Source organism: Ramlibacter sp. WS9, assembly GCF_003797765.1.
Classification (GTDB): Bacteria; Pseudomonadota; Gammaproteobacteria; order Burkholderiales; family Burkholderiaceae_C; genus Ramlibacter.
This window is the reverse complement of sequence record NZ_RKMB01000010.1, coordinates 1-16193: the sequence shown is the minus strand read 5'-3', so window position 1 is coordinate 16193 and position 16193 is coordinate 1. Positions and strand designations below refer to the sequence as shown.

At 66.2% G+C, this 16193-nt stretch carries 20 protein-coding genes; 12 read left to right on the top strand and 8 right to left on the bottom strand.

Translation table 11 applies throughout. The annotated features are described in order from the left end of the window. Nucleotides 1-47 precede the first annotated feature (47 nt). From EEB15_RS16130 to EEB15_RS16110, 5 genes are all read left to right on the top strand, one after another. On the top strand, nt 48-836 hold the full coding sequence (locus EEB15_RS16130; RefSeq protein WP_233259510.1) for a FadR/GntR family transcriptional regulator: 789 nt from the start codon (nt 48-50) through the stop codon (nt 834-836). Then, nucleotides 833-1849, top strand: coding sequence for a D-erythronate dehydrogenase (gene denD / locus EEB15_RS16125; RefSeq protein ID WP_141510904.1), 1017 nt, complete (start codon nt 833-835; stop codon nt 1847-1849). Before EEB15_RS16130 ends, denD begins: the two co-directional genes overlap by 4 nt. Beyond that, entirely contained in the window at nt 1846-3648 is a 1803-nt protein-coding gene (locus tag EEB15_RS16120) for an IlvD/Edd family dehydratase (RefSeq protein WP_141510903.1), read from the top strand. The genes denD and EEB15_RS16120 overlap by 4 nt, the downstream gene beginning before the upstream one ends. A gap of 12 nt (nt 3649-3660) precedes the next feature. Further along, complete coding sequence (locus EEB15_RS16115; protein ID WP_141510902.1) at nt 3661-4014, top strand: ArsC family reductase; 354 nt, start codon at nt 3661-3663, stop codon at nt 4012-4014. Nucleotides 4015-4119: 105 nt separating this feature from the next. Beyond that, nucleotides 4120-4902 carry a glycine zipper 2TM domain-containing protein gene (locus tag EEB15_RS16110; RefSeq protein ID WP_141510901.1) on the top strand — a complete coding sequence of 261 codons (783 nt, stop codon included), beginning with the start codon at nt 4120-4122 and terminating at the stop codon, nt 4900-4902. A 728-nt stretch (nt 4903-5630) separates the two neighbouring features. Here EEB15_RS16110 and EEB15_RS16105 read toward each other — a convergent pair. Then, a complete protein-coding gene (locus EEB15_RS16105) occupies nt 5631-6206 on the bottom strand; it encodes a hypothetical protein (RefSeq protein WP_141510900.1) in 576 nt (191 codons plus the stop codon). 102 nt (nt 6207-6308) lie between these two features. Here EEB15_RS16105 and EEB15_RS16100 point away from each other — a divergent pair, with 102 nt between their 5' ends. Both EEB15_RS16100 and argG read left to right on the top strand, forming a co-directional pair. Continuing rightward, nucleotides 6309-6626 carry a pyrimidine/purine nucleoside phosphorylase gene (locus EEB15_RS16100; protein WP_141510899.1) on the top strand — a complete coding sequence of 106 codons (318 nt, stop codon included), beginning with the start codon at nt 6309-6311 and terminating at the stop codon, nt 6624-6626. Nucleotides 6627-6670: 44 nt separating this feature from the next. After that, complete coding sequence (gene argG / locus EEB15_RS16095; protein ID WP_141510898.1) at nt 6671-8011, top strand: argininosuccinate synthase; 1341 nt, start codon at nt 6671-6673, stop codon at nt 8009-8011. Between the two features lie 4 nt (nt 8012-8015). Here argG and EEB15_RS16090 read toward each other — a convergent pair whose 3' ends face one another. Further along, on the bottom strand, nt 8016-9080 hold the full coding sequence (locus tag EEB15_RS16090) for a hypothetical protein (RefSeq protein WP_141510897.1): 1065 nt from the start codon (nt 9078-9080) through the stop codon (nt 8016-8018). Between the two features lie 86 nt (nt 9081-9166). Then, the gene (locus tag EEB15_RS16085; protein ID WP_141510896.1) at nt 9167-9832 is read right to left on the bottom strand and encodes a TetR/AcrR family transcriptional regulator; all 666 of its coding nucleotides are present in this window, start codon (nt 9830-9832) and stop codon (nt 9167-9169) included. Nucleotides 9833-9898: 66 nt separating this feature from the next. Between EEB15_RS16085 and EEB15_RS16080 the strand changes: the two genes are divergently transcribed. After that, nucleotides 9899-10252: a DUF1304 domain-containing protein gene (locus tag EEB15_RS16080; protein ID WP_141510895.1), complete on the top strand. Its 354-nt coding sequence runs from the start codon at nt 9899-9901 to the stop codon at nt 10250-10252. A 15-nt stretch (nt 10253-10267) separates the two neighbouring features. Here EEB15_RS16080 and EEB15_RS33695 read toward each other — a convergent pair whose 3' ends face one another. From EEB15_RS33695 to EEB15_RS16060, 5 genes are read right to left on the bottom strand one after another with little or no spacing between them, the layout of a single operon-like run. Next, entirely contained in the window at nt 10268-10426 is a 159-nt protein-coding gene (locus tag EEB15_RS33695; RefSeq protein WP_158290126.1) for a hypothetical protein, read from the bottom strand. After that, nucleotides 10423-11499 (bottom strand): MBOAT family O-acyltransferase, encoded by a 1077-nt coding sequence (locus tag EEB15_RS16075; protein ID WP_141510894.1) that lies wholly within the window; start codon nt 11497-11499, stop codon nt 10423-10425. Before EEB15_RS16075 ends, EEB15_RS33695 begins: the two co-directional genes overlap by 4 nt. After that, nucleotides 11496-12311, bottom strand: coding sequence for a hypothetical protein (locus EEB15_RS16070; RefSeq protein WP_141510893.1), 816 nt, complete (start codon nt 12309-12311; stop codon nt 11496-11498). Before EEB15_RS16070 ends, EEB15_RS16075 begins: the two co-directional genes overlap by 4 nt. Beyond that, nucleotides 12308-14098, bottom strand: a complete 1791-nt coding sequence (locus EEB15_RS16065) for an AMP-binding protein (protein WP_141510892.1) — start codon at nt 14096-14098, stop codon at nt 12308-12310. The genes EEB15_RS16070 and EEB15_RS16065 overlap by 4 nt, the downstream gene beginning before the upstream one ends. Next, nucleotides 14095-14742 (bottom strand): acetyltransferase, encoded by a 648-nt coding sequence (locus tag EEB15_RS16060; protein ID WP_158290125.1) that lies wholly within the window; start codon nt 14740-14742, stop codon nt 14095-14097. Before EEB15_RS16060 ends, EEB15_RS16065 begins: the two co-directional genes overlap by 4 nt. A gap of 275 nt (nt 14743-15017) precedes the next feature. On the opposite strand from EEB15_RS16060, the gene EEB15_RS16055 reads away from it, so the two are divergent. Genes EEB15_RS16055 through EEB15_RS16040 form a run of 4 tightly spaced genes read left to right on the top strand, consistent with a single transcriptional unit; the run spans nt 15018 to nt 16190 of the window. Then, nucleotides 15018-15215: a hypothetical protein gene (locus EEB15_RS16055; protein ID WP_141510890.1), complete on the top strand. Its 198-nt coding sequence runs from the start codon at nt 15018-15020 to the stop codon at nt 15213-15215. A 45-nt stretch (nt 15216-15260) separates the two neighbouring features. Next, nucleotides 15261-15530 carry a RebB family R body protein gene (locus tag EEB15_RS16050; RefSeq protein WP_141510889.1) on the top strand — a complete coding sequence of 90 codons (270 nt, stop codon included), beginning with the start codon at nt 15261-15263 and terminating at the stop codon, nt 15528-15530. Between the two features lies 1 nt (nt 15531). After that, nucleotides 15532-15789 (top strand): RebB family R body protein, encoded by a 258-nt coding sequence (locus EEB15_RS16045; RefSeq protein WP_141510888.1) that lies wholly within the window; start codon nt 15532-15534, stop codon nt 15787-15789. Beyond that, nucleotides 15786-16190, top strand: a complete 405-nt coding sequence (locus tag EEB15_RS16040; protein WP_141510887.1) for a RebB family R body protein — start codon at nt 15786-15788, stop codon at nt 16188-16190. Before EEB15_RS16045 ends, EEB15_RS16040 begins: the two co-directional genes overlap by 4 nt. The last annotated feature ends 3 nt before the right edge of the window (nt 16191-16193 follow it).

The window sequence follows — 16193 nt, the reverse complement described above, 5'->3', positions numbered from 1 at the left end:
GACCTGATAACCGTATTTCAATTCCCCGCCATGCGCAGGTTTTTTCCGTGACCGCCCCGATCCGGCTGGCCGTCGAACGGCTGTCTGACCGCCTTGCGGTCCAGCTGGCTATGCAGATCGAATCGGGCATCCTGGCGCCCGGCGACCGCCTGCCCACCGAACATCAGCTCGCCGCCGCCCACGGCGTTTCGCGCACCGTCGTGCGCGAAGCCATGCACCAGCTCGCGTCGCGGGCGCTGGTGGTGGCGCGCCAGGGCTCGGGCGTGTTCGTTGCGCCCACGCCGGCGCACCAGCCGCTCGCTTTCGACCATTCGGTCCTGGAGTCCGTCCAATCGGTGGTCCATGTGGTCGAGGTGCGCCGCGTCCTGGAAGGTGAGATCGCGGCGCTGGCGGCCGAACGCGCCACACGCGCGCAAATCGCCGAGCTGCGGCGCGCGCTGAAAAGCATCGACGTGGCCGTAGCCGAAGGCCGCGACGGCGTCGCCGAAGACCTGGCGTTCCACCGCATCATCGGCGAAGCCACCGGCAACCCGCAGTTCCGCCTGCTGCTGAGCTTCTTGGAACAGTACCTGCGTGAAGGCATGCGCATCACGCGCGGCAACGAAGCGCGCCGCCGCGACTTCATGCTGGCCGTCCAACGCGAACACCGCGCCGTGCTCGAAGCAATCGCCGCGCGTGACCCGGCCGCGGCCCGCCGGCACGCCACCGAGCACATCCTGCACGGCGAACAGCGGCTGGTCGAAGGCGGCGTCATTTCGCGGCAACGGCGGCAGGCAGCCCTGCGCGTCGTCGCACCACTCAATCTTGCAAAGAAATCCTTGAAGGGGGTTCCGTGAAACTGCTGATCACCGGAGGTGGCGGCTTTGTCGGCTCCCGCCTCGCTCGCGCTCTGCTGGCGCAGGGCACGCTGGCGGGCGAACGCATCGAGCGGCTCGTGCTCGCCGACATGGCGGCGCCGCCGCCCGACCTGCTGGCCGATGGACGGGTCGAGGCCCGCACCGGCTCGCTGCTGGCGCATACCGATGCCTTACGGACCGAACCATTCGACGGCGTTTTTCACCTCGCCTCCGCAGTGTCCGGTGAGTGCGAGGCCGACTTCGATCTGGGCCTGCGCTCCAACCTCGACAGCACGCGCGCCCTGCTCGACGCCCTGAGAGCCCACGTCAATGCGGGCGGCAAGCCGGCCCGCGTGGTGTTCTCCAGTTCCGTTGCCGTGTTCGGCCCCGACCCGGCCGTTCCGCTGCCCAAGCTGGTGGCCGACGACACGCTGCCCGCGCCCCAGACTTCGTACGGCACGCAAAAACTCATTTGCGAGCACCTGGTCGCAGATTACACGCGCAAGGGCTACATCGACGGCCGTGCCGCGCGGCTCATGACCGTGACAGTGCGCCCCGGCCGGCCCAATGGCGCGGCGTCTTCGTTCTTCAGCGGCATCATCCGAGAGCCCCTGGCGGGCGTGGAGTCGGTGTGCCCGGTTTCGCCGGATGTGTCGCATCCGATGTCATCGCCGTCGCACACGGTCGACGGGCTGATCGCGGTGTACGAAGCCTCGCGCGAGCATTTCCTGGGGCGCACCGCCATGAATCTGCCGGCGCTCAATGTGCGCGTGAGCGACATGCTCGACGCGCTCGAAGAGGTGGCCGGCCCGGCCGTGCGCAAGCTGGTGCGCTTCGAGCGCGACGAACGCATCGCCGGCATCGTCGCCAACTGGCCCGGCGGCGCGACCGCGGCGCGGGCGGCGCGCTTGGGCCTGAAGCCCCACGAAAACTTCGCGGAGATCGTTCGACAATACATCGACGACTGCAAGGCGCTGCCCACGGCGGCGCAGACACTCAAGGCCCTGCAATGACTTCCCAGAAAAACACCCCTCCCCCGCGCCTGCGCTCGCAAGCCTGGTTCGACAACCCGGCCAACGCCGACATGACCGCGCTCTACCTGGAGCGCACCATGAATTTCGGCTTGGGCTTCGACGAGCTGCAGTCGGGCCGGCCGATGATCGGCATTGCCCAGACCGGTTCGGACATCGCGCCCTGCAATCGCCACCACCTGGTACTGGCCGAGCGCGTCCGCGAAGGCATCCGCGACGCAGGTGGCATCGCTTTCGAGTTCCCCATCCATCCGATCCAGGAAACCTGCAAGCGCCCTACCGCCGCACTCGATCGCAATCTGCAATACCTGTCCCTGATCGAGGTGCTTTACGGCTACCCGATCGACGGCGTGGTGCTCACCACCGGCTGCGACAAGACGACGCCGGCGCAGCTGATGGCGGCGGCCACGGTCGACATCCCGGCCATCGCGCTCAATTCCGGGCCCATGCTCAATGGCTGGTTCCAGGGCGAGCGCACGGGTTCGGGCACCATCGTCTGGCGCGCGCGCGAAATGATGGCGGCGGGCGAGATCGATTACCAGGAATTCCTGAAGCTGGTCGCATCGTCCGCGCCTTCCACGGGCCACTGCAACACCATGGGCACGGCCTCCACGATGAACTCGTTGGCCGAGGCTCTGGGCATGACCTTGCCCGGCAGTGCGGCCATTCCCGCGCCCTACCGGGACCGCCAGGAGATGGCGTACCTCACGGGCAAGCGCATCGTCGAGATGGTGCGCGAGGACCTGAAGCCCTCCGACATCCTGACGCGGGCCGCTTTCGAGAACGCGATCGTGGTGAACTCCGCGATCGGCGGATCGACCAATGCGCCAGTTCACCTGAACGCGATCGCCAAACACATCGGCGTGGAGTTGAGCACGGCCGATTGGGAAAAGCATGGCTACGAGATTCCGTTGCTCGTCAACCTGCAGCCGGCCGGCGAATACCTGGCCGAGGAGTTCTACCGCGCCGGCGGAGTGCCGGCCGTGGTAGCCGAACTGATTGCACAAGGAAAGATCCAGCCGGCCATTACCGCCAATGCCAAGACGCTGGCCGAAAACTGCGAAGGAAAGTTCACCAGCGACCGAAAGGTCATCTTCCCGTATGCGCAGCCGATGAAGCAGAACGCGGGTTTCCTGAACTTCAGCGGCAACCTGTTCGACTCCGCCATCATGAAGACGAGCGTGATCACGCCCGAGTTTCACAAGCAGTATCTCGAGAACCCGCAAGACCCGATGGCGTTCGAGGGAACGGCCGTGGTGTTCGACGGGCCGGAGGACTATCACCGGCGCATCGACGACCCGGCGTTGGAGATCACGCCCGCCAGCGTCCTGTTCATGCGCGGTGTGGGGCCGATCGGCTATCCGGGCGCGGCCGAGGTGGTCAACATGCGCGCGCCGGACTATCTGTTGAAGAAAGGCGTCACGGCGCTCGCTTGCATCGGCGACGGGCGGCAGTCGGGTACTTCCGGCTCGCCGTCGATCCTGAACGCATCGCCTGAAGCGGCCACGGGCGGCGGCCTGGCGCTGCTGAAAACCGGCGACCGGGTGCGAATCGACCTGAAGAAGCGCACGGCGAACATGCTCGTCAGCGATGAAGAGCTGGGCAAGCGCCGCGCCGCCTTCGAGGCCGCCGGCGGCTACAAGTACCCGGCCAGCCAGACGCCGTGGCAGGAGATCCAGCGCGGCATCGTCGACGAGCTGTCCCAGGGCATGGTGCTGAAGCCGGCAGTCAAATACCAGCGCATCAACACCACGTTCGGCCTGCCGCGCGACAACCACTAGCGCGGAACTCGCATGGGCATCACCCTCTACGGCATTCCCAACTGCGACACCGTGAAGAAGGCGCGCGCCTATCTCGCCGAACAAGGCGTCGCACATGAGTTCCACGATTTCAAGAAGCAAGGTGTGCCGGTGCCTCACCTGGACCAGTGGCTCGGCGAAGTCGGCTGGGAAAAGCTCGTCAACCGCAAGGGCACGACCTGGCGAAAGTTCGACGCCGCCACGCAGGAGGCCGTGAAGGACGCCGCCAGCGCCAAGGCGTTGATGTTGGCGCAGCCCAGCGTGATCAAGCGGCCGGTCGTCGAATGGGGCGGGCAGACCACGGTGGGTTTCGATCCCGAGGCCTGGGCGTTGCTGGCGCACCGCTGAAAGCGTGCGCAATTTCGCGGTTTTACCGTCGCTTTACGGTAAAGGCGGCGGCTTTCGCGGCGTTTTGCCTAAAATTTGGGCATTGACGTCACACCGGAAGCCATCATGAAACAAGCAGTTCTTTTCTCCGCGATGGGCATTCTCGCGTCCGCGTCCAGCCTGGCCAGCGCCGACGAATTCGGCCGGGTACTGTCCACGACCCCCGTCATGCAGCAAGTGGCCGTGCCGCGCCAGGTGTGCAGCCAGCCCATGGTTGTGCAGCAGCCCAGTTCCGGCGGCGGTGCGGTGATTGGCGCCATCGTCGGCGGCCTGCTGGGCAACACCATCGGCCACGGCATGGGCCGTGCCGCCGCGACGGGCGTGGGCATGGTGGCCGGCGCCGCTGTCGGCGACAGCATCGAAGGCCGTAGCCAGCCGCAAGCCATGCAGCAGTGTTCGACGCAGACGTTCTACGAAAACCGCACCACCGCCTACAACGTGGTGTACGAATACGCGGGCAAGCAATTCAACGTGCAATTGCCCTACGACCCGGGCCAGACCATCCGCCTGCAGCTCACACCCGTGGGCGCCGGCAGCGCACCACCCAGCACATTTCCCAGCACATTTCCCAGCGCGGTGGGTACACCCGTCCCGTCAACTGCTCAACCGGTGATCGTCGCGCCGCCGGTCGGCTCCGCCGTCGCACCGATGGTGCAGTCGGACCAGGCGGACCAGCCCGGGCAGGCCGTGGCGCACGTGGTCGCGATGCCGGTCGCGTATCCGGCACCTGTCGCCTATTACGCGCCGGCCTACTATGGCGCTGCGCCGTACTACCCGATCGGTTTGTCGCTCGGCTTCGGCTTCTCCGGCGGCCACCGTCATCATCACGGTCATCGGCACTGGCGCTGAGACGCGCGGCTAGCGCGTCCCGTAATTTCTCCAGCGCCGCATTTTGAACATCCGGCGCTCTGAGACCGCGCGACAACGCCGTGCATGGCCGGGCCGCGGCGCGATGGCTACGGCGTCCGGCATCGCCTGCTTCGCAAGCTCCTGCCGGAGTCCCCGCGCTGAACGGTCTTGCGGCCCGCGCGGCCCAACTCACCGCGCTTTGCGCGGTTCAAACAAGTGCCGCGAGCATGAGACGGTCGCGTCGCAAGCGACGCTGGGCCGCAAGACCGTCCACCGCGGGCGCCTGGGCTTTATTCGCGCCGCGGCCCGGCCATGCACGGCGTTGCAGTGAGATGATGGCGTGCGGCAGAGGCGTGCCGAGATCCTGGCGGACGACCAAAGCGGTGGCCTTCCACCGGAGGCGCGCCAACAGTGTCCCTGCGAAGCTGTGCGTGGGCGGGCTGCGGCGCGAATAAAGCTCAGGCGCTTGCGGCGGGTGACCCCGCGACCCAGCGTCGCTTGCGACGCGACCGTTTCATGCTCGCGAAAATTGTTTGAACGGAGCAAAGCGGAGAGAGTTTTTTCGCGCGGGTCGCGGGGTCTCCCGGCGCAAGGGATTCGGCTGCAGGTGCGAAGCACCGAAGCCGAACGCCGTAGCCATCGCGCCGCAGCCCGCCCACGCACAGCTTTGCCGCGAAGTTCACCGAACACAACCGATTCGCTGACCTCGAACTTGTTGGGACAGCAGCCTACCGCTCCGGCGGGATCGCGCCTTCGAAGCCGACCGTCATCGGGTGCTTCAGCTCTGCCGTGTTGTGGACCCCATTGGGCTGCAGCACCACGTCGCGGAACTTGACGTACAAGAAGCCGTTGACCTGCGAGACGGTGACGGTGCCACCCTTGTCGGCGCTGGTCCAGTTGCGAATCTTCTGCCCACTGACGTCGCCGAACGACACCTGCACCTTTTTCTGCGCGGCATCGGGCTTGGCGCTCGCGGCGTAGGTGCCTGGCGCTGGTTTGTCGGTTCCGAAGTCCAGCCCCATGACTTTCAGCTTCGTCTCCGAATCCACCGCGGAGAACATCTTGTTGTAGCTGAAGCTGCCGCGGTATTCATAGGCCGGCGTCTTGGCCGGGTTGTTGACCACGGCGCGCACCTGGCCCGTCCCCCACCAGCCGTTGGGCCCCGCGTAGACCTTGCTCTTCGGGTTGGAATAGCGGTCATCGCTGGCCTGGGGCATGGCGCTCCAGGTGTCGGGGGCGGGGGCCTGCGCATGGACGAGGCCGAAAACCAGCAGGCAAGCGCAGGGAACGAGCAGCTTCTTCATCGGATTCCTTCGAGTTGCTGCAGCGCTTTATACGCGGAAGGCGCAGGGCCGGAAAGCCGTTGAAGGGCCAGAGGCTAAAATTGTCCCTTTTTCCCTTCAGCGATGACCACCGAAAAAATCGACGGCGCCAGCGTCTCGGCGCAGGCCAATGTGTACTTCGACGGCAAGTGCGTGAGCCACACCGTCACCCTGGCCGACGGCACCAAAAAGTCGGTCGGCGTCGTGCTGCCCTCGCAGCTGACGTTCAACACCGGCGCAGCCGAGATCATGGAATGCGTGGCGGGCGGCTGCGAATACAAGCTGGCGGGCAGCGACAGCTGGCAAAAGAGCGGGCCTGGCGAGAAGTTCAGCGTGCCGGCCAATTCGAGCTTCGACATCAAGGTGGCCGAGGCTTACCACTACATCTGCCATTTCGGCTGACACCCCGGCTGAACTCCTCGGCTACACACCCTCGCTGAATCTTCATGTCCACGATCCTCGAAAACCTTCCCTCCGGCCAGAAAGTCGGCATCGCCTTTTCCGGCGGCCTGGACACCAGCGCCGCGCTGCACTGGATGCGCAAGAAGGGCGCCATCCCCTACGCCTACACGGCCAACCTGGGCCAGCCCGACGAGCCCGACTACGACGAGATCCCGCGCAAGGCGATGCAATACGGCGCCGAGAAGGCGCGCCTCATCGACTGCCGCGTGCAGCTCGCGCACGAGGGCATCGCGGCGCTGCAAGCCGGCGCCTTCCACATCTCCACCGGCGGGCTGACCTACTTCAACACGACGCCGCTGGGCCGCGCCGTCACCGGCACCATGCTCGTAGCCGCGATGAAGGAAGACGACGTCCACATCTGGGGCGACGGCAGCACCTTCAAGGGCAACGACATCGAGCGCTTCTACCGCTACGGCCTGCTCACCAACCCGCACCTGCGCATCTACAAGCCCTGGCTCGACCAGCTGTTCATCGACGAGTTGGGCGGCCGCGCGGAGATGTCGGCTTTCATGACGGCCGCCGGCTTCGGCTACAAGATGTCGGCCGAGAAGGCCTACTCCACCGACTCCAACATGCTCGGTGCGACGCATGAGGCCAAGGACCTGGAAAGCCTGAACACCGGCATCAAGATCGTCAACCCGATCATGGGCGTGGCCTTCTGGAAAGACGAAGTCGCGGTGAAGGCCGAGACGGTGTCGGTGCGCTTCGAAGAAGGCCAGCCGGTCGCGTTGAACGGCAAGACGTTCGACTCGCCGGTGGATCTGATCCTGGAAGCGAATCGCATCGGCGGCCGCCACGGCCTTGGCATGAGCGACCAGATCGAGAACCGAATCATCGAAGCCAAGAGTCGCGGCATTTACGAAGCCCCAGGCCTCGCCCTGCTGTTCATCGCGTACGAGCGCCTGGTCACCGGCATCCACAACGAAGACACGATCGAGCAGTACCGCGACAACGGCCGCAAGCTCGGGCGCCTCCTGTACCAGGGCCGCTGGTTCGACCCGCAGGCCATCATGCTGCGCGAGACGGCGCAGCGCTGGGTGGCGCGGGCTGTCACCGGTGAAGTGACACTGGAACTGCGCCGTGGCAACGATTACTCGCTGCTCAACACCGAGTCGCCCAACCTGACTTACGCGCCGGAGCGGCTGTCGATGGAGAAGGTCGAGAACGCCCCCTTCTCGCCGAAGGACCGTATCGGCCAGCTGACCATGCGCAACCTGGACATCGTCGACACGCGCGAGAAGCTCGGCATCTACGCCAAGGCCGGCCTGCTGACGGCAGGCGGCACCAATGGCCTGCCCAGCCTGGGCAACGACGAGAAGAAGTAGGGCTTCAGTTCGCCGGGGGGTACTTCTTGAACCAGGCCGCGAGCGTCGTGCCCATGCGACGCAGCGCATCTTCAGCCGCCGCCGCGTAGGCAGCGTCACTGGTTTCGGCCACTGAACGTGTCGTGCTGCGCGCGGCGCCGCCCGCGTTGGCCAGCCCTGCCGCCTTGCCCAGCACGTCGAAGACGCTCTTGACGCCCACGTTGTCTTCTTGGGCCGTCTTCTGCAAGGTGCCGAACGTCAACGGGCTGGCGATCGGCGCGATGAGGCTGAAGCCGCCCTGGTCCCCGCCCATCGCCATGCCGTTGCGGAACTCGTCGGCGCGCGAGTAGAAGCTTTGCAGCGCGGCGACCGACATCGACAGCTCGGCGCCGGTCTCGGCCGTGCGCGCCACGAGCCCGGACTGGTTGCCGCTGGAGCTCATCTTCGCGAAGTTCACGACCAGCAGCGGCGCGATCACCGCGGCCTTCCACTTGTACGAGTACTCCTCGAGCCGGCGGTAGTTGTTCAGATCGAAAGCCCCGCGGTCACCCCAGGCGCCGTCGAAATGCGTGAACACCAGCGGCATGCCCGACGGCGCAAAGAAAGCGGCGGTCTGGCCGTTGTGCGTCTTCGTGTACGGCCGCGCCGCATCGGAAGGCGTCGCGTTCACGCTGGCGAAGAAATCCGTCATCTGGTCCATGGGCACCACCTCGCGCCCGCTGGCGGCCAGCTGGGTGAGCAAGTCGGCATAGGCCTTGTCGGCGATGGCCTGGAACGTCTTGGGTTCGACACCCTTCAGCGCCACGTAGAGCGATGATCGCGCGCCGCTGGTGTCGCGCCCGGGGAGGTAGGAGCCGCGCACTTGGGCGGACACGCTGTTGTCGGTGATGAATGCCACACGGAATGAAGCGACGGCAACCCGCTTGGCCGCAGGCATGACGTCGATGATGTTCTTGCCGAAGGTGCCGCCCATCTGGCCCTTGAAGTAGGCATCGGGATCGGCTTCGGCGGCGGCTGCCGGTGATTGCGCGGCCGCGGCCTGCGTGAACGCAGCCAGGGCGGCGGCGAGAATGAAACGATAGGTGGCCATGGCGGCTTGCCTTGATGCTGGGGGAGGTGCGGCAATTCTAGGAATGCCGGAGCGCCCGGGGTACCCCGCAATCCGGGGGGGCAGGGTCAGCCGCCCAGCACTGCCAGCGTGAACTCGGTGATCGGCCCGGCCAGTTGGGGCAGGCCCCTGGCGCCCTGGCGCCGCAGGCGATCGCGCACCAGTTCCTCGATGCCGCCCACCATCGCCAGCAGGCTGCTGTCGGCGACCGGCCGCGCCTTCGGCTCCTCGCGCTCACGCCGGACCAGCAGTGCCCGCCACTGCGCAACCCATTGCTCCAGCACCCAGCCGCGCTGCTGCAACGCCTGGTTGCCCGCGCCCAGGCTCTCGACGGAAAACGTCCAGCTCAATTCCGGCGCGGCCGCCAGCGTGCGCAGATAGGCATCGATCGACAGGCGCACGCGCTCGCGCCAATCGGCGTCCGCGCGTCCGCGCAGCGCTTCCCTGATCGCGGCAAACAGGTTCTGCATCCCATCCTGGTAGGCCGCCAGGAAACAGGCTTCCAGGTCGGTGAACTGCTCATAGAAGGTCCGCCGGGACACGCCGGCCAGCGCGATCACGTCGGCCACGGTGGCGGCCTTGAAGCCTTTGGCGGCGACGACATGGCCGACTGCGTCCAGGAGGCGCGCCCGCTGCGACTGCGCCACAGCCTCCTGCGTGAGAGGGTGGCGCCCGCCGCGCGGCAGGGCGCGAGGCGGCGGTTTGGGGCGGGCAGGACGGCGGGTTGCGGGCATCGCTTGAAAACGTTATTATACCGACTGAAAACACTAATGTTTCTCAATAATCCGGAGGGTTTCCCCATGATCGCCATCGTGCTCGTCGCGCTTGTCGCGCTGCTTCACTTCTATTTCCTGGTGCTGGAGATGTTCCTCTGGACCCAACCCATGGGCTTGCGCACGTTCAACAACACGCCGCAGCGCGCTGAGGACACCAAAGTCCTCGCCGCCAACCAGGGCCTCTACAACGGTTTCCTCGCGGCGGGCCTGGTGTGGGGCCTGCTGCTCGGCACCGCGGCGGGCCGGCCGGTGCTGACGTTTTTTCTCGGTTGCGTGATCGTGGCCGGCGTCTACGGCGCCATCAGCGTGAGCCGGAAGATCTTCTTCGTGCAGGCGGTGCCGGCGCTGCTGGCCCTGGGCGCGCTGTACTTAGCGTAAGGGCCGACCAGCCGTTCATCGCTTCCCCTTGACATCGACGTAGACGTTGTCCTCGATGCCATGGGTGCCCGCCAGCAGCACTGCGAACAACATCGTCGCGTAGAGAACGGCCAGCGCGACGACCGCCCAAGGTTTCGGCAGCTTGCTGGAGAGCAGTCGGTGGAGTGGCGTCATCGGATGAATTGCAGCCCGCTGTCGATCACGGGCCGCGCGAGCGAAAGCCAGGCCAGGACCAGAAGGGGGCCGAGCCCGGCGGCAAGCCTGCCGGGCAGGCGAAACCCCGGCATCCAACGCGCGGCAAGCCGCGTCGCCATCACGCCGAGAACCTGCCAGAAAGACCAGAGCACGTAGTAGGCCGAGAACTCGTGCCACAGGCCGATCACCAGCATCGCCGCCAGCAGGCCCAGGAAGGCGTTGCGCCCAAGCGCCATCACGGGCCTGAAGACGTAGTCATGCACCCAATTGGTCAGGCTCATGTGCCAGCGGGTCCAGAACTCCAGCAGCGAAGTTGCTTGCCATGGACGATTGAAGTTCTCTTCCAGGCGCAGGCCGATCATGAGGCTGGCACCCAGGGCAACGGCCGACAGGCCCGCGAAGACGAAGTAGAGTTGCACCCACTCCACTGCGGAGGCGATCCACAGGCGAGGAAACGCATGGAGTCCAGCCAAGGAATCGCGCGCCCCGCGGGCCACCACCCCGATCAGCCACCCACCGACGACGAAAGCCATGAAGGCGCCGACAAGAAAACGTTCGGCACCGCAAAGAAAGTCCGGGGCATCCCATCGTCGCCGCAGGCATTGCCGGTTGAAGTTCTCGATGCGATGGATCGGGCCCACGAGGATCACGGGCAGGAACAACTGGTACCGCAGGTGCTCGCGTATTCCAGGGGGCGGCAGGCGCTTCATCCACCATTCGCCGATAACGTGCAGGTGCCGCAGCGTGAAGAACGACGCGCCCACCCACAGCAAGCCCGGCGTGAGCCTGGCGTAGACAAAGGCCGCCAGCAGCACCACAGACCACCCCGCTGCGACGGCGCTGCGGAACCCCACCCGATCGCCGGCCTGCAGGACAACCGGCGTCAGGACAGCCGCCGCGAGAAGCCAGACAGCCGACAACGGTGCGAGCAAGGCCAGCGCGCAAACCGTCCAGCATGCAATGCCGTCCATGGCCCAGGAGCGAGGCAGAGCCCAGGCGATCGGCACCGCGCCCAAGGTGAGCAGGACCAGCATGCTGGACGTGTCGATCATGGGTGGCGCCGCCACCAATGGCGAAGTTCCCGCAGGAAACGCTCGCGCCCGGACGAGGCCAGATGGGCATGGTCGACGAACTCGTGGTCGGGCCAGGGGCTGCCTGCGTCGAACAACGGCGTTCCGAGCTCGTGGGCAAGACGCCGGGCCCTCAGTTCGAGTTCGACAGCCTGCGACTGGCCCAGGTATGCATGGGCCGTGTTCGATCGCGGCGGGAGCACCAAGACCACCTGCGCGCCTTGCCGGTGTGCGGCCGCCACGATCCGGTTCAACTCCTGCCGGCACCGGGGTTCACGCAGGTGAAGCGGGTAGTGCAAGGCAAGTTGCCGTTCAATCTGAGTACTGCGTTCGTCCAGTCCGATGGCTTCTGCCATCGCGGGTTCGCGCGCAGCCAATCCGAGCGCCCGCCTCGTCGCCCCGGCGATCGCCCTTCGTTTCAGATGGACCGTTGTGCGCAGCGAGGTCAGCCAGTCGGTGCAGCTTTCGTCGTCAGGACCCGGGAAATCCCGGATCAGCGGATTGACCTCCAGAAGAACGAGCGCCGCACGTTCGTCCAGCGCTCGCGCTGCCAACGACAGCAGTTCCTTTTCACTGATAGAACGCACGCCGATCCGCCGGTGCGAACGCCCGTCCCCCAGCACTGCGTCGCGGTTCAGCCCACTTGGCGGGATGGCGTGGAGCATCAGCGACGACCCGACGACGGCGATCTGAGCGCCGTCGAACCTCGTGTCGGAAAGAACGACCGCCGTCGACACGGCAGAAACGACGGCGATGGCGGCGATCCAGGCCCAGACGATCTCCGCAGCCCTCACGTTCGCGATTCCCGGACCGCCCGCGTCATGTCCCTGATGGATCGGATGGCGGCAAACCGCGCCGCGGAAATGCTCACGGAGAAATGGGTCTCGATCTCGAACAGGAAGTTGAGATGCGAGAAACTGTCCCAACCGGGAACGTCGCCGACCCCCGAGTCCAGCGTCAACTGGTCAGCAGCGACGCGGAACACGCGGGCCGCGATCGCCAGGACTGCGTCGTCGAGGACTTGTTCGCCTTCGCCAACGCGCGCATGCGGGCCAACGGCCGCCATCAAGGCCGTGGTCAGCTGCGCCAGCGTCGGTTTGCCGGACAGGCCACGCGGAATCTCGGCCAGCGCGATGATCCGCTTCGGGACCTTCCGGGCCTCCAGCCGCGTCCGGGCGTGCTCAGTGAGGTCGTTCTCGCCCACTGGCTCGCTGCACACCACGCCCGTGACCGGCACCTCCCCAAACATCTCGTCCTCGATCGCGACCGTCACGCTCTCCCGCACGGCGGGATGGGCCAGCATCGCCTCGTCGATCTCGTCCGGCCGAATGAGGAAGCCGCCCATCATGATGACGCTCTTGAGGCGGCTCAGGTACTCGAAGGGTCCATCGGCTCGCTGCCGCACCAGGTCGCCGGTCTTCAACCAGCCGTCGGCGGTGAAAGCGGACTTCGTCCGTTCTTCGTCCTGCCAGTAGCCCGGAAAGATGTTCTCGCCGCGCAGTTGCAGTTCGCCTTCCTGCCGGTCGGGCGACAGGGGGTCGATCCTGGCTTCGCAGTCGACGGGCAACCCGATCGTGCCGAAGCCGCCCATCTCCGCGAGCGGGCCGGCATAGAGGGCACTGGCCACCGTTTCCGTCAGGCCGTACTGGTTGCAGACGGGACGGCCGAAGCGCTTTTCCAGCCGCCTCCACAACTCGTCGGGCAACTTGGCTGCGACCGACAACAGCAACCTGCACTCGGGCGCATCGAAGTAGTCGTCGAAACGGGCATACGCGTCGATCATCGCCCACACGGTAGGGACGGTGATGACATGCGTGGCGCGTTCCGCGCGAATCCGGTTCAGCCACTCTTCGGTGGTCGGGATCGTGAAGCCGCCCGCGCGAATCACCGCGCAACCGCTGGCGAGCGCGAGCAGGGGGCCTTGCACCATGCCATCCGCGTGGGCCAGCAACATATCGTTGAAGATGCGGGACTGCTGCTGGTAGCCGAACAGCCTGGTGAGGGTCTCCAGGTTGGCGTACAGATTGCCCTGGCTGATCATGACTCCGCTCGGCGACGCGGTCGTTCCGGAGGTGAACAGGATGTACCCCAGCTCGGAACGGCCGGACGGCAGGCGAGGTGCGCGTGTGGCAGCCCCGGACCTCAGATGCGAGAAGGCGTCAGCAGGTTCGGCACGCCTGAAGAGCCCGCGCTTCGCCGGCCCGGCTTCGGCGAGTTGCACCGCCCTGGCATGGCTCAGGCATTGACCGGCGGCGCCCTCATCCAGGACGAGGCACGCCGCGTCCACCTTTGCGTGAATGGCCTGGACGCGCAAGTCGGGTGTGTCGGCGGCCAGCAGGACCGGGACGATGCCATCCAGCAGCGCCGCGATGAAGCCGGACACCATGGCAGGTTCGTGCCGGGTTCGCATCACCATGCGGTCGCCCGGGCGAAGTCCAGCCGCATCGAAACAGTTCAACCACCTGCGGACACCTTGTTCCAGATCGGCGTAAGTGAATCGTTGACCCGGCGTGACCATGAACTCCGACCGGCCGCCGGAACACACCCGGTCCCAGAGGGTGCTGGCCGTGATGCGGGTCATTCCCCATCCTCCACGTTCAGCGAACTGCGGCTCGCGTCGAACCGCTTGGCCTCGGCGGGATTGCCCGCCACCAGCGTGCCATCCGGGACATGCCTGCGCACCACCGCACCGGCCGCAACGATGGCGCCCGCACCGATGCGCACATCCGGCAGCACCACGGCTCCGACGCCGATGATTGCGCCATCGCCCACGTGGACATTGCCTGCCAGCGTCGCCCCGGGACCGATGCTCACGTAGTCGCCCAGGACCGTGTGATGTCCAAGCGACGCGGACCGGTTGACCAGCACGCCCTCCCCCAACATCGACAGGCCGCCGATCACCACCCCGGCGTTGACGAAGCTGCACGCCCCGACGCGAATGGACCGGGGCAGGATGGACGTCGGATCGAGCAGTGCGCTGGCTTTCTTCAGGCCGAGGGACAGAGCCAATCGGACCAGTTCCGCACGACGCTGGGGCGAGAACGCGCAGGCGATGAACGCGTCTCCGGCCTGCGGCCTGAAGGCAGACAGGTCGACCAGGTGGCTGCGGTCGTGCAGGCGGGGAACGCCGTTGACGCTGACCGCCGCCGTGACCGGGATGCCGAGCCGCAGGAGCGTCTCCTCGATCTCGACGATCAGGGGAGAGCGTACGCCGAACAAAATCATGGTTGTGCTATCTCGCTTTCGGGCCGCGCAACGGAGCACCCGGCATCTCGTTGGACGGACAGGCATTTCAACCCCATGCGGTCGAGTATCGCACCCTGGATGAGCTCGCGATCCGCTGCCGGCGCAGCCACGAACCGTTCCTCGCCCCCTGAGACTCCTGCATCACATCGACTGCCGGCCCCTGTCAGGCTTGACAGGGCTTGACGGCGGATCGGCCCCCCCGTAGATTCAGCCCAACAACAAAGGGAGGAGGCGCGCCACGCGTGCCGATTCGCATGGCCACTACTGCCGACACACCCGATTCGACCGCCGTACCGCAGCCGGCAGTGGATGACGACGCACCGACGCCGCCCAACCCGATCAACCCGCCGCCGGACGCCGCCCACCTCCGCGCCGTCTTCGACGCCATGCAGGACGCTGAAAAGGCGGTCTCGGAAGCAGTCCAGAACATGGCCCGGCCGCGCGCCACCTGAAGCCTTCTTCAATTTTCTCCAACCACAAGAAAGACGGATACACCCATGGCATTTCCCACCTCAGTCAACAGCCAGATCACCGATGCGGTGACCCAGGCGAACGTCAGCGTGCTCGGCGACGCCCCGGCCGTCGCGATGGGCAGCTTGTTCGAGGCCTGCGCGGTGGCGCTCTCCAATGCCGCCCATAACGCCACCAACAGCCAGCAGCAAAGCTACGTGACGGCGCAGGCTGCGACGACGATGTGCGTGGCCACTCTGCTGTCGTCCGCGCCCGGCAATGCGAATGCGCTGAACGCTGGCCTGAAAGGACTCTGACATGGCATTCCCCACCTCTGTCAACGACCAGATCACCGATGCGGTCACCCAAGGCAACGTGAGCGTCCTGGGCGACGCTCCGGCCGTCGCGATGGGAAACCTTTACGTAGCCATGGCACAGGCGCTGGCCAATGCGGCACAAAACGCCACCAACGCACAGCAGCAGAACAACATCCTGGCCCAGGCCGCCACAACACGCTGCGTCCAGGCGCTGCTTAGCGAAACTTCCGACGTCAGGGCGCCGGACATTCGGTCATGAGCGACGTCAATGGCAATGGCAACTCCGCCGCGACCGGGTTGGTAAACAGTCAGGCCGTCGAAGCGATCCAGCAGGTACTGCAGTTGATCGGTGACGGCCGGCACCCCTTTGCCGCGGCCGCCGCCAGCCAGACCATGGCCCACGCGCTGGGCATTGCGCTGCAGAACGCTGTGACGAACCAGCAGCATTGCCACATGCTGCGCAATGCGATGGCCACGGCTGCGGCCAAAGCCGTGTTGGAGGGCCGCACCGAGGTCGCCGGGGAAATGTTCAGGCTGGCCGGCTCGCCGCTGATGAATCCCACTCTCGATGTCGAATTGGCGCAGTTGCGAGCGGCGTTGGCGGAGCTGCCCGCACCGCCGGAAACGCCCGGCAGCACAGCGGCTCCCCGCGCCGCCTAGTCC

Coding starts and splice junctions, on each gene's coding strand:
- EEB15_RS16120 (WP_141510903.1), top strand. CDS start 1,846: ATGACTTCCCAGAAAAACACCCCTCCCCCGCGCCTGCGCTCGCAAGCC.
- EEB15_RS16115 (WP_141510902.1), top strand. CDS start 3,661: ATGGGCATCACCCTCTACGGCATTCCCAACTGCGACACCGTGAAGAAG.
- EEB15_RS16110 (WP_141510901.1), top strand. CDS start 4,120: ATGAAACAAGCAGTTCTTTTCTCCGCGATGGGCATTCTCGCGTCCGCG.
- EEB15_RS16105 (WP_141510900.1), bottom strand. CDS start 6,206: ATGAAGAAGCTGCTCGTTCCCTGCGCTTGCCTGCTGGTTTTCGGCCTC.
- EEB15_RS16100 (WP_141510899.1), top strand. CDS start 6,309: ATGACCACCGAAAAAATCGACGGCGCCAGCGTCTCGGCGCAGGCCAAT.
- argG (WP_141510898.1), top strand. CDS start 6,671: ATGTCCACGATCCTCGAAAACCTTCCCTCCGGCCAGAAAGTCGGCATC.
- EEB15_RS16090 (WP_141510897.1), bottom strand. CDS start 9,080: ATGGCCACCTATCGTTTCATTCTCGCCGCCGCCCTGGCTGCGTTCACG.
- EEB15_RS16085 (WP_141510896.1), bottom strand. CDS start 9,832: ATGCCCGCAACCCGCCGTCCTGCCCGCCCCAAACCGCCGCCTCGCGCC.
- EEB15_RS16080 (WP_141510895.1), top strand. CDS start 9,899: ATGATCGCCATCGTGCTCGTCGCGCTTGTCGCGCTGCTTCACTTCTAT.
- EEB15_RS33695 (WP_158290126.1), bottom strand. CDS start 10,426: ATGACGCCACTCCACCGACTGCTCTCCAGCAAGCTGCCGAAACCTTGG.
- EEB15_RS16075 (WP_141510894.1), bottom strand. CDS start 11,499: ATGATCGACACGTCCAGCATGCTGGTCCTGCTCACCTTGGGCGCGGTG.
- EEB15_RS16065 (WP_141510892.1), bottom strand. CDS start 14,098: ATGACCCGCATCACGGCCAGCACCCTCTGGGACCGGGTGTGTTCCGGC.
- EEB15_RS16060 (WP_158290125.1), bottom strand. CDS start 14,742: ATGATTTTGTTCGGCGTACGCTCTCCCCTGATCGTCGAGATCGAGGAG.
- EEB15_RS16055 (WP_141510890.1), top strand. CDS start 15,018: ATGGCCACTACTGCCGACACACCCGATTCGACCGCCGTACCGCAGCCG.
- EEB15_RS16050 (WP_141510889.1), top strand. CDS start 15,261: ATGGCATTTCCCACCTCAGTCAACAGCCAGATCACCGATGCGGTGACC.
- EEB15_RS16045 (WP_141510888.1), top strand. CDS start 15,532: ATGGCATTCCCCACCTCTGTCAACGACCAGATCACCGATGCGGTCACC.
- EEB15_RS16040 (WP_141510887.1), top strand. CDS start 15,786: ATGAGCGACGTCAATGGCAATGGCAACTCCGCCGCGACCGGGTTGGTA.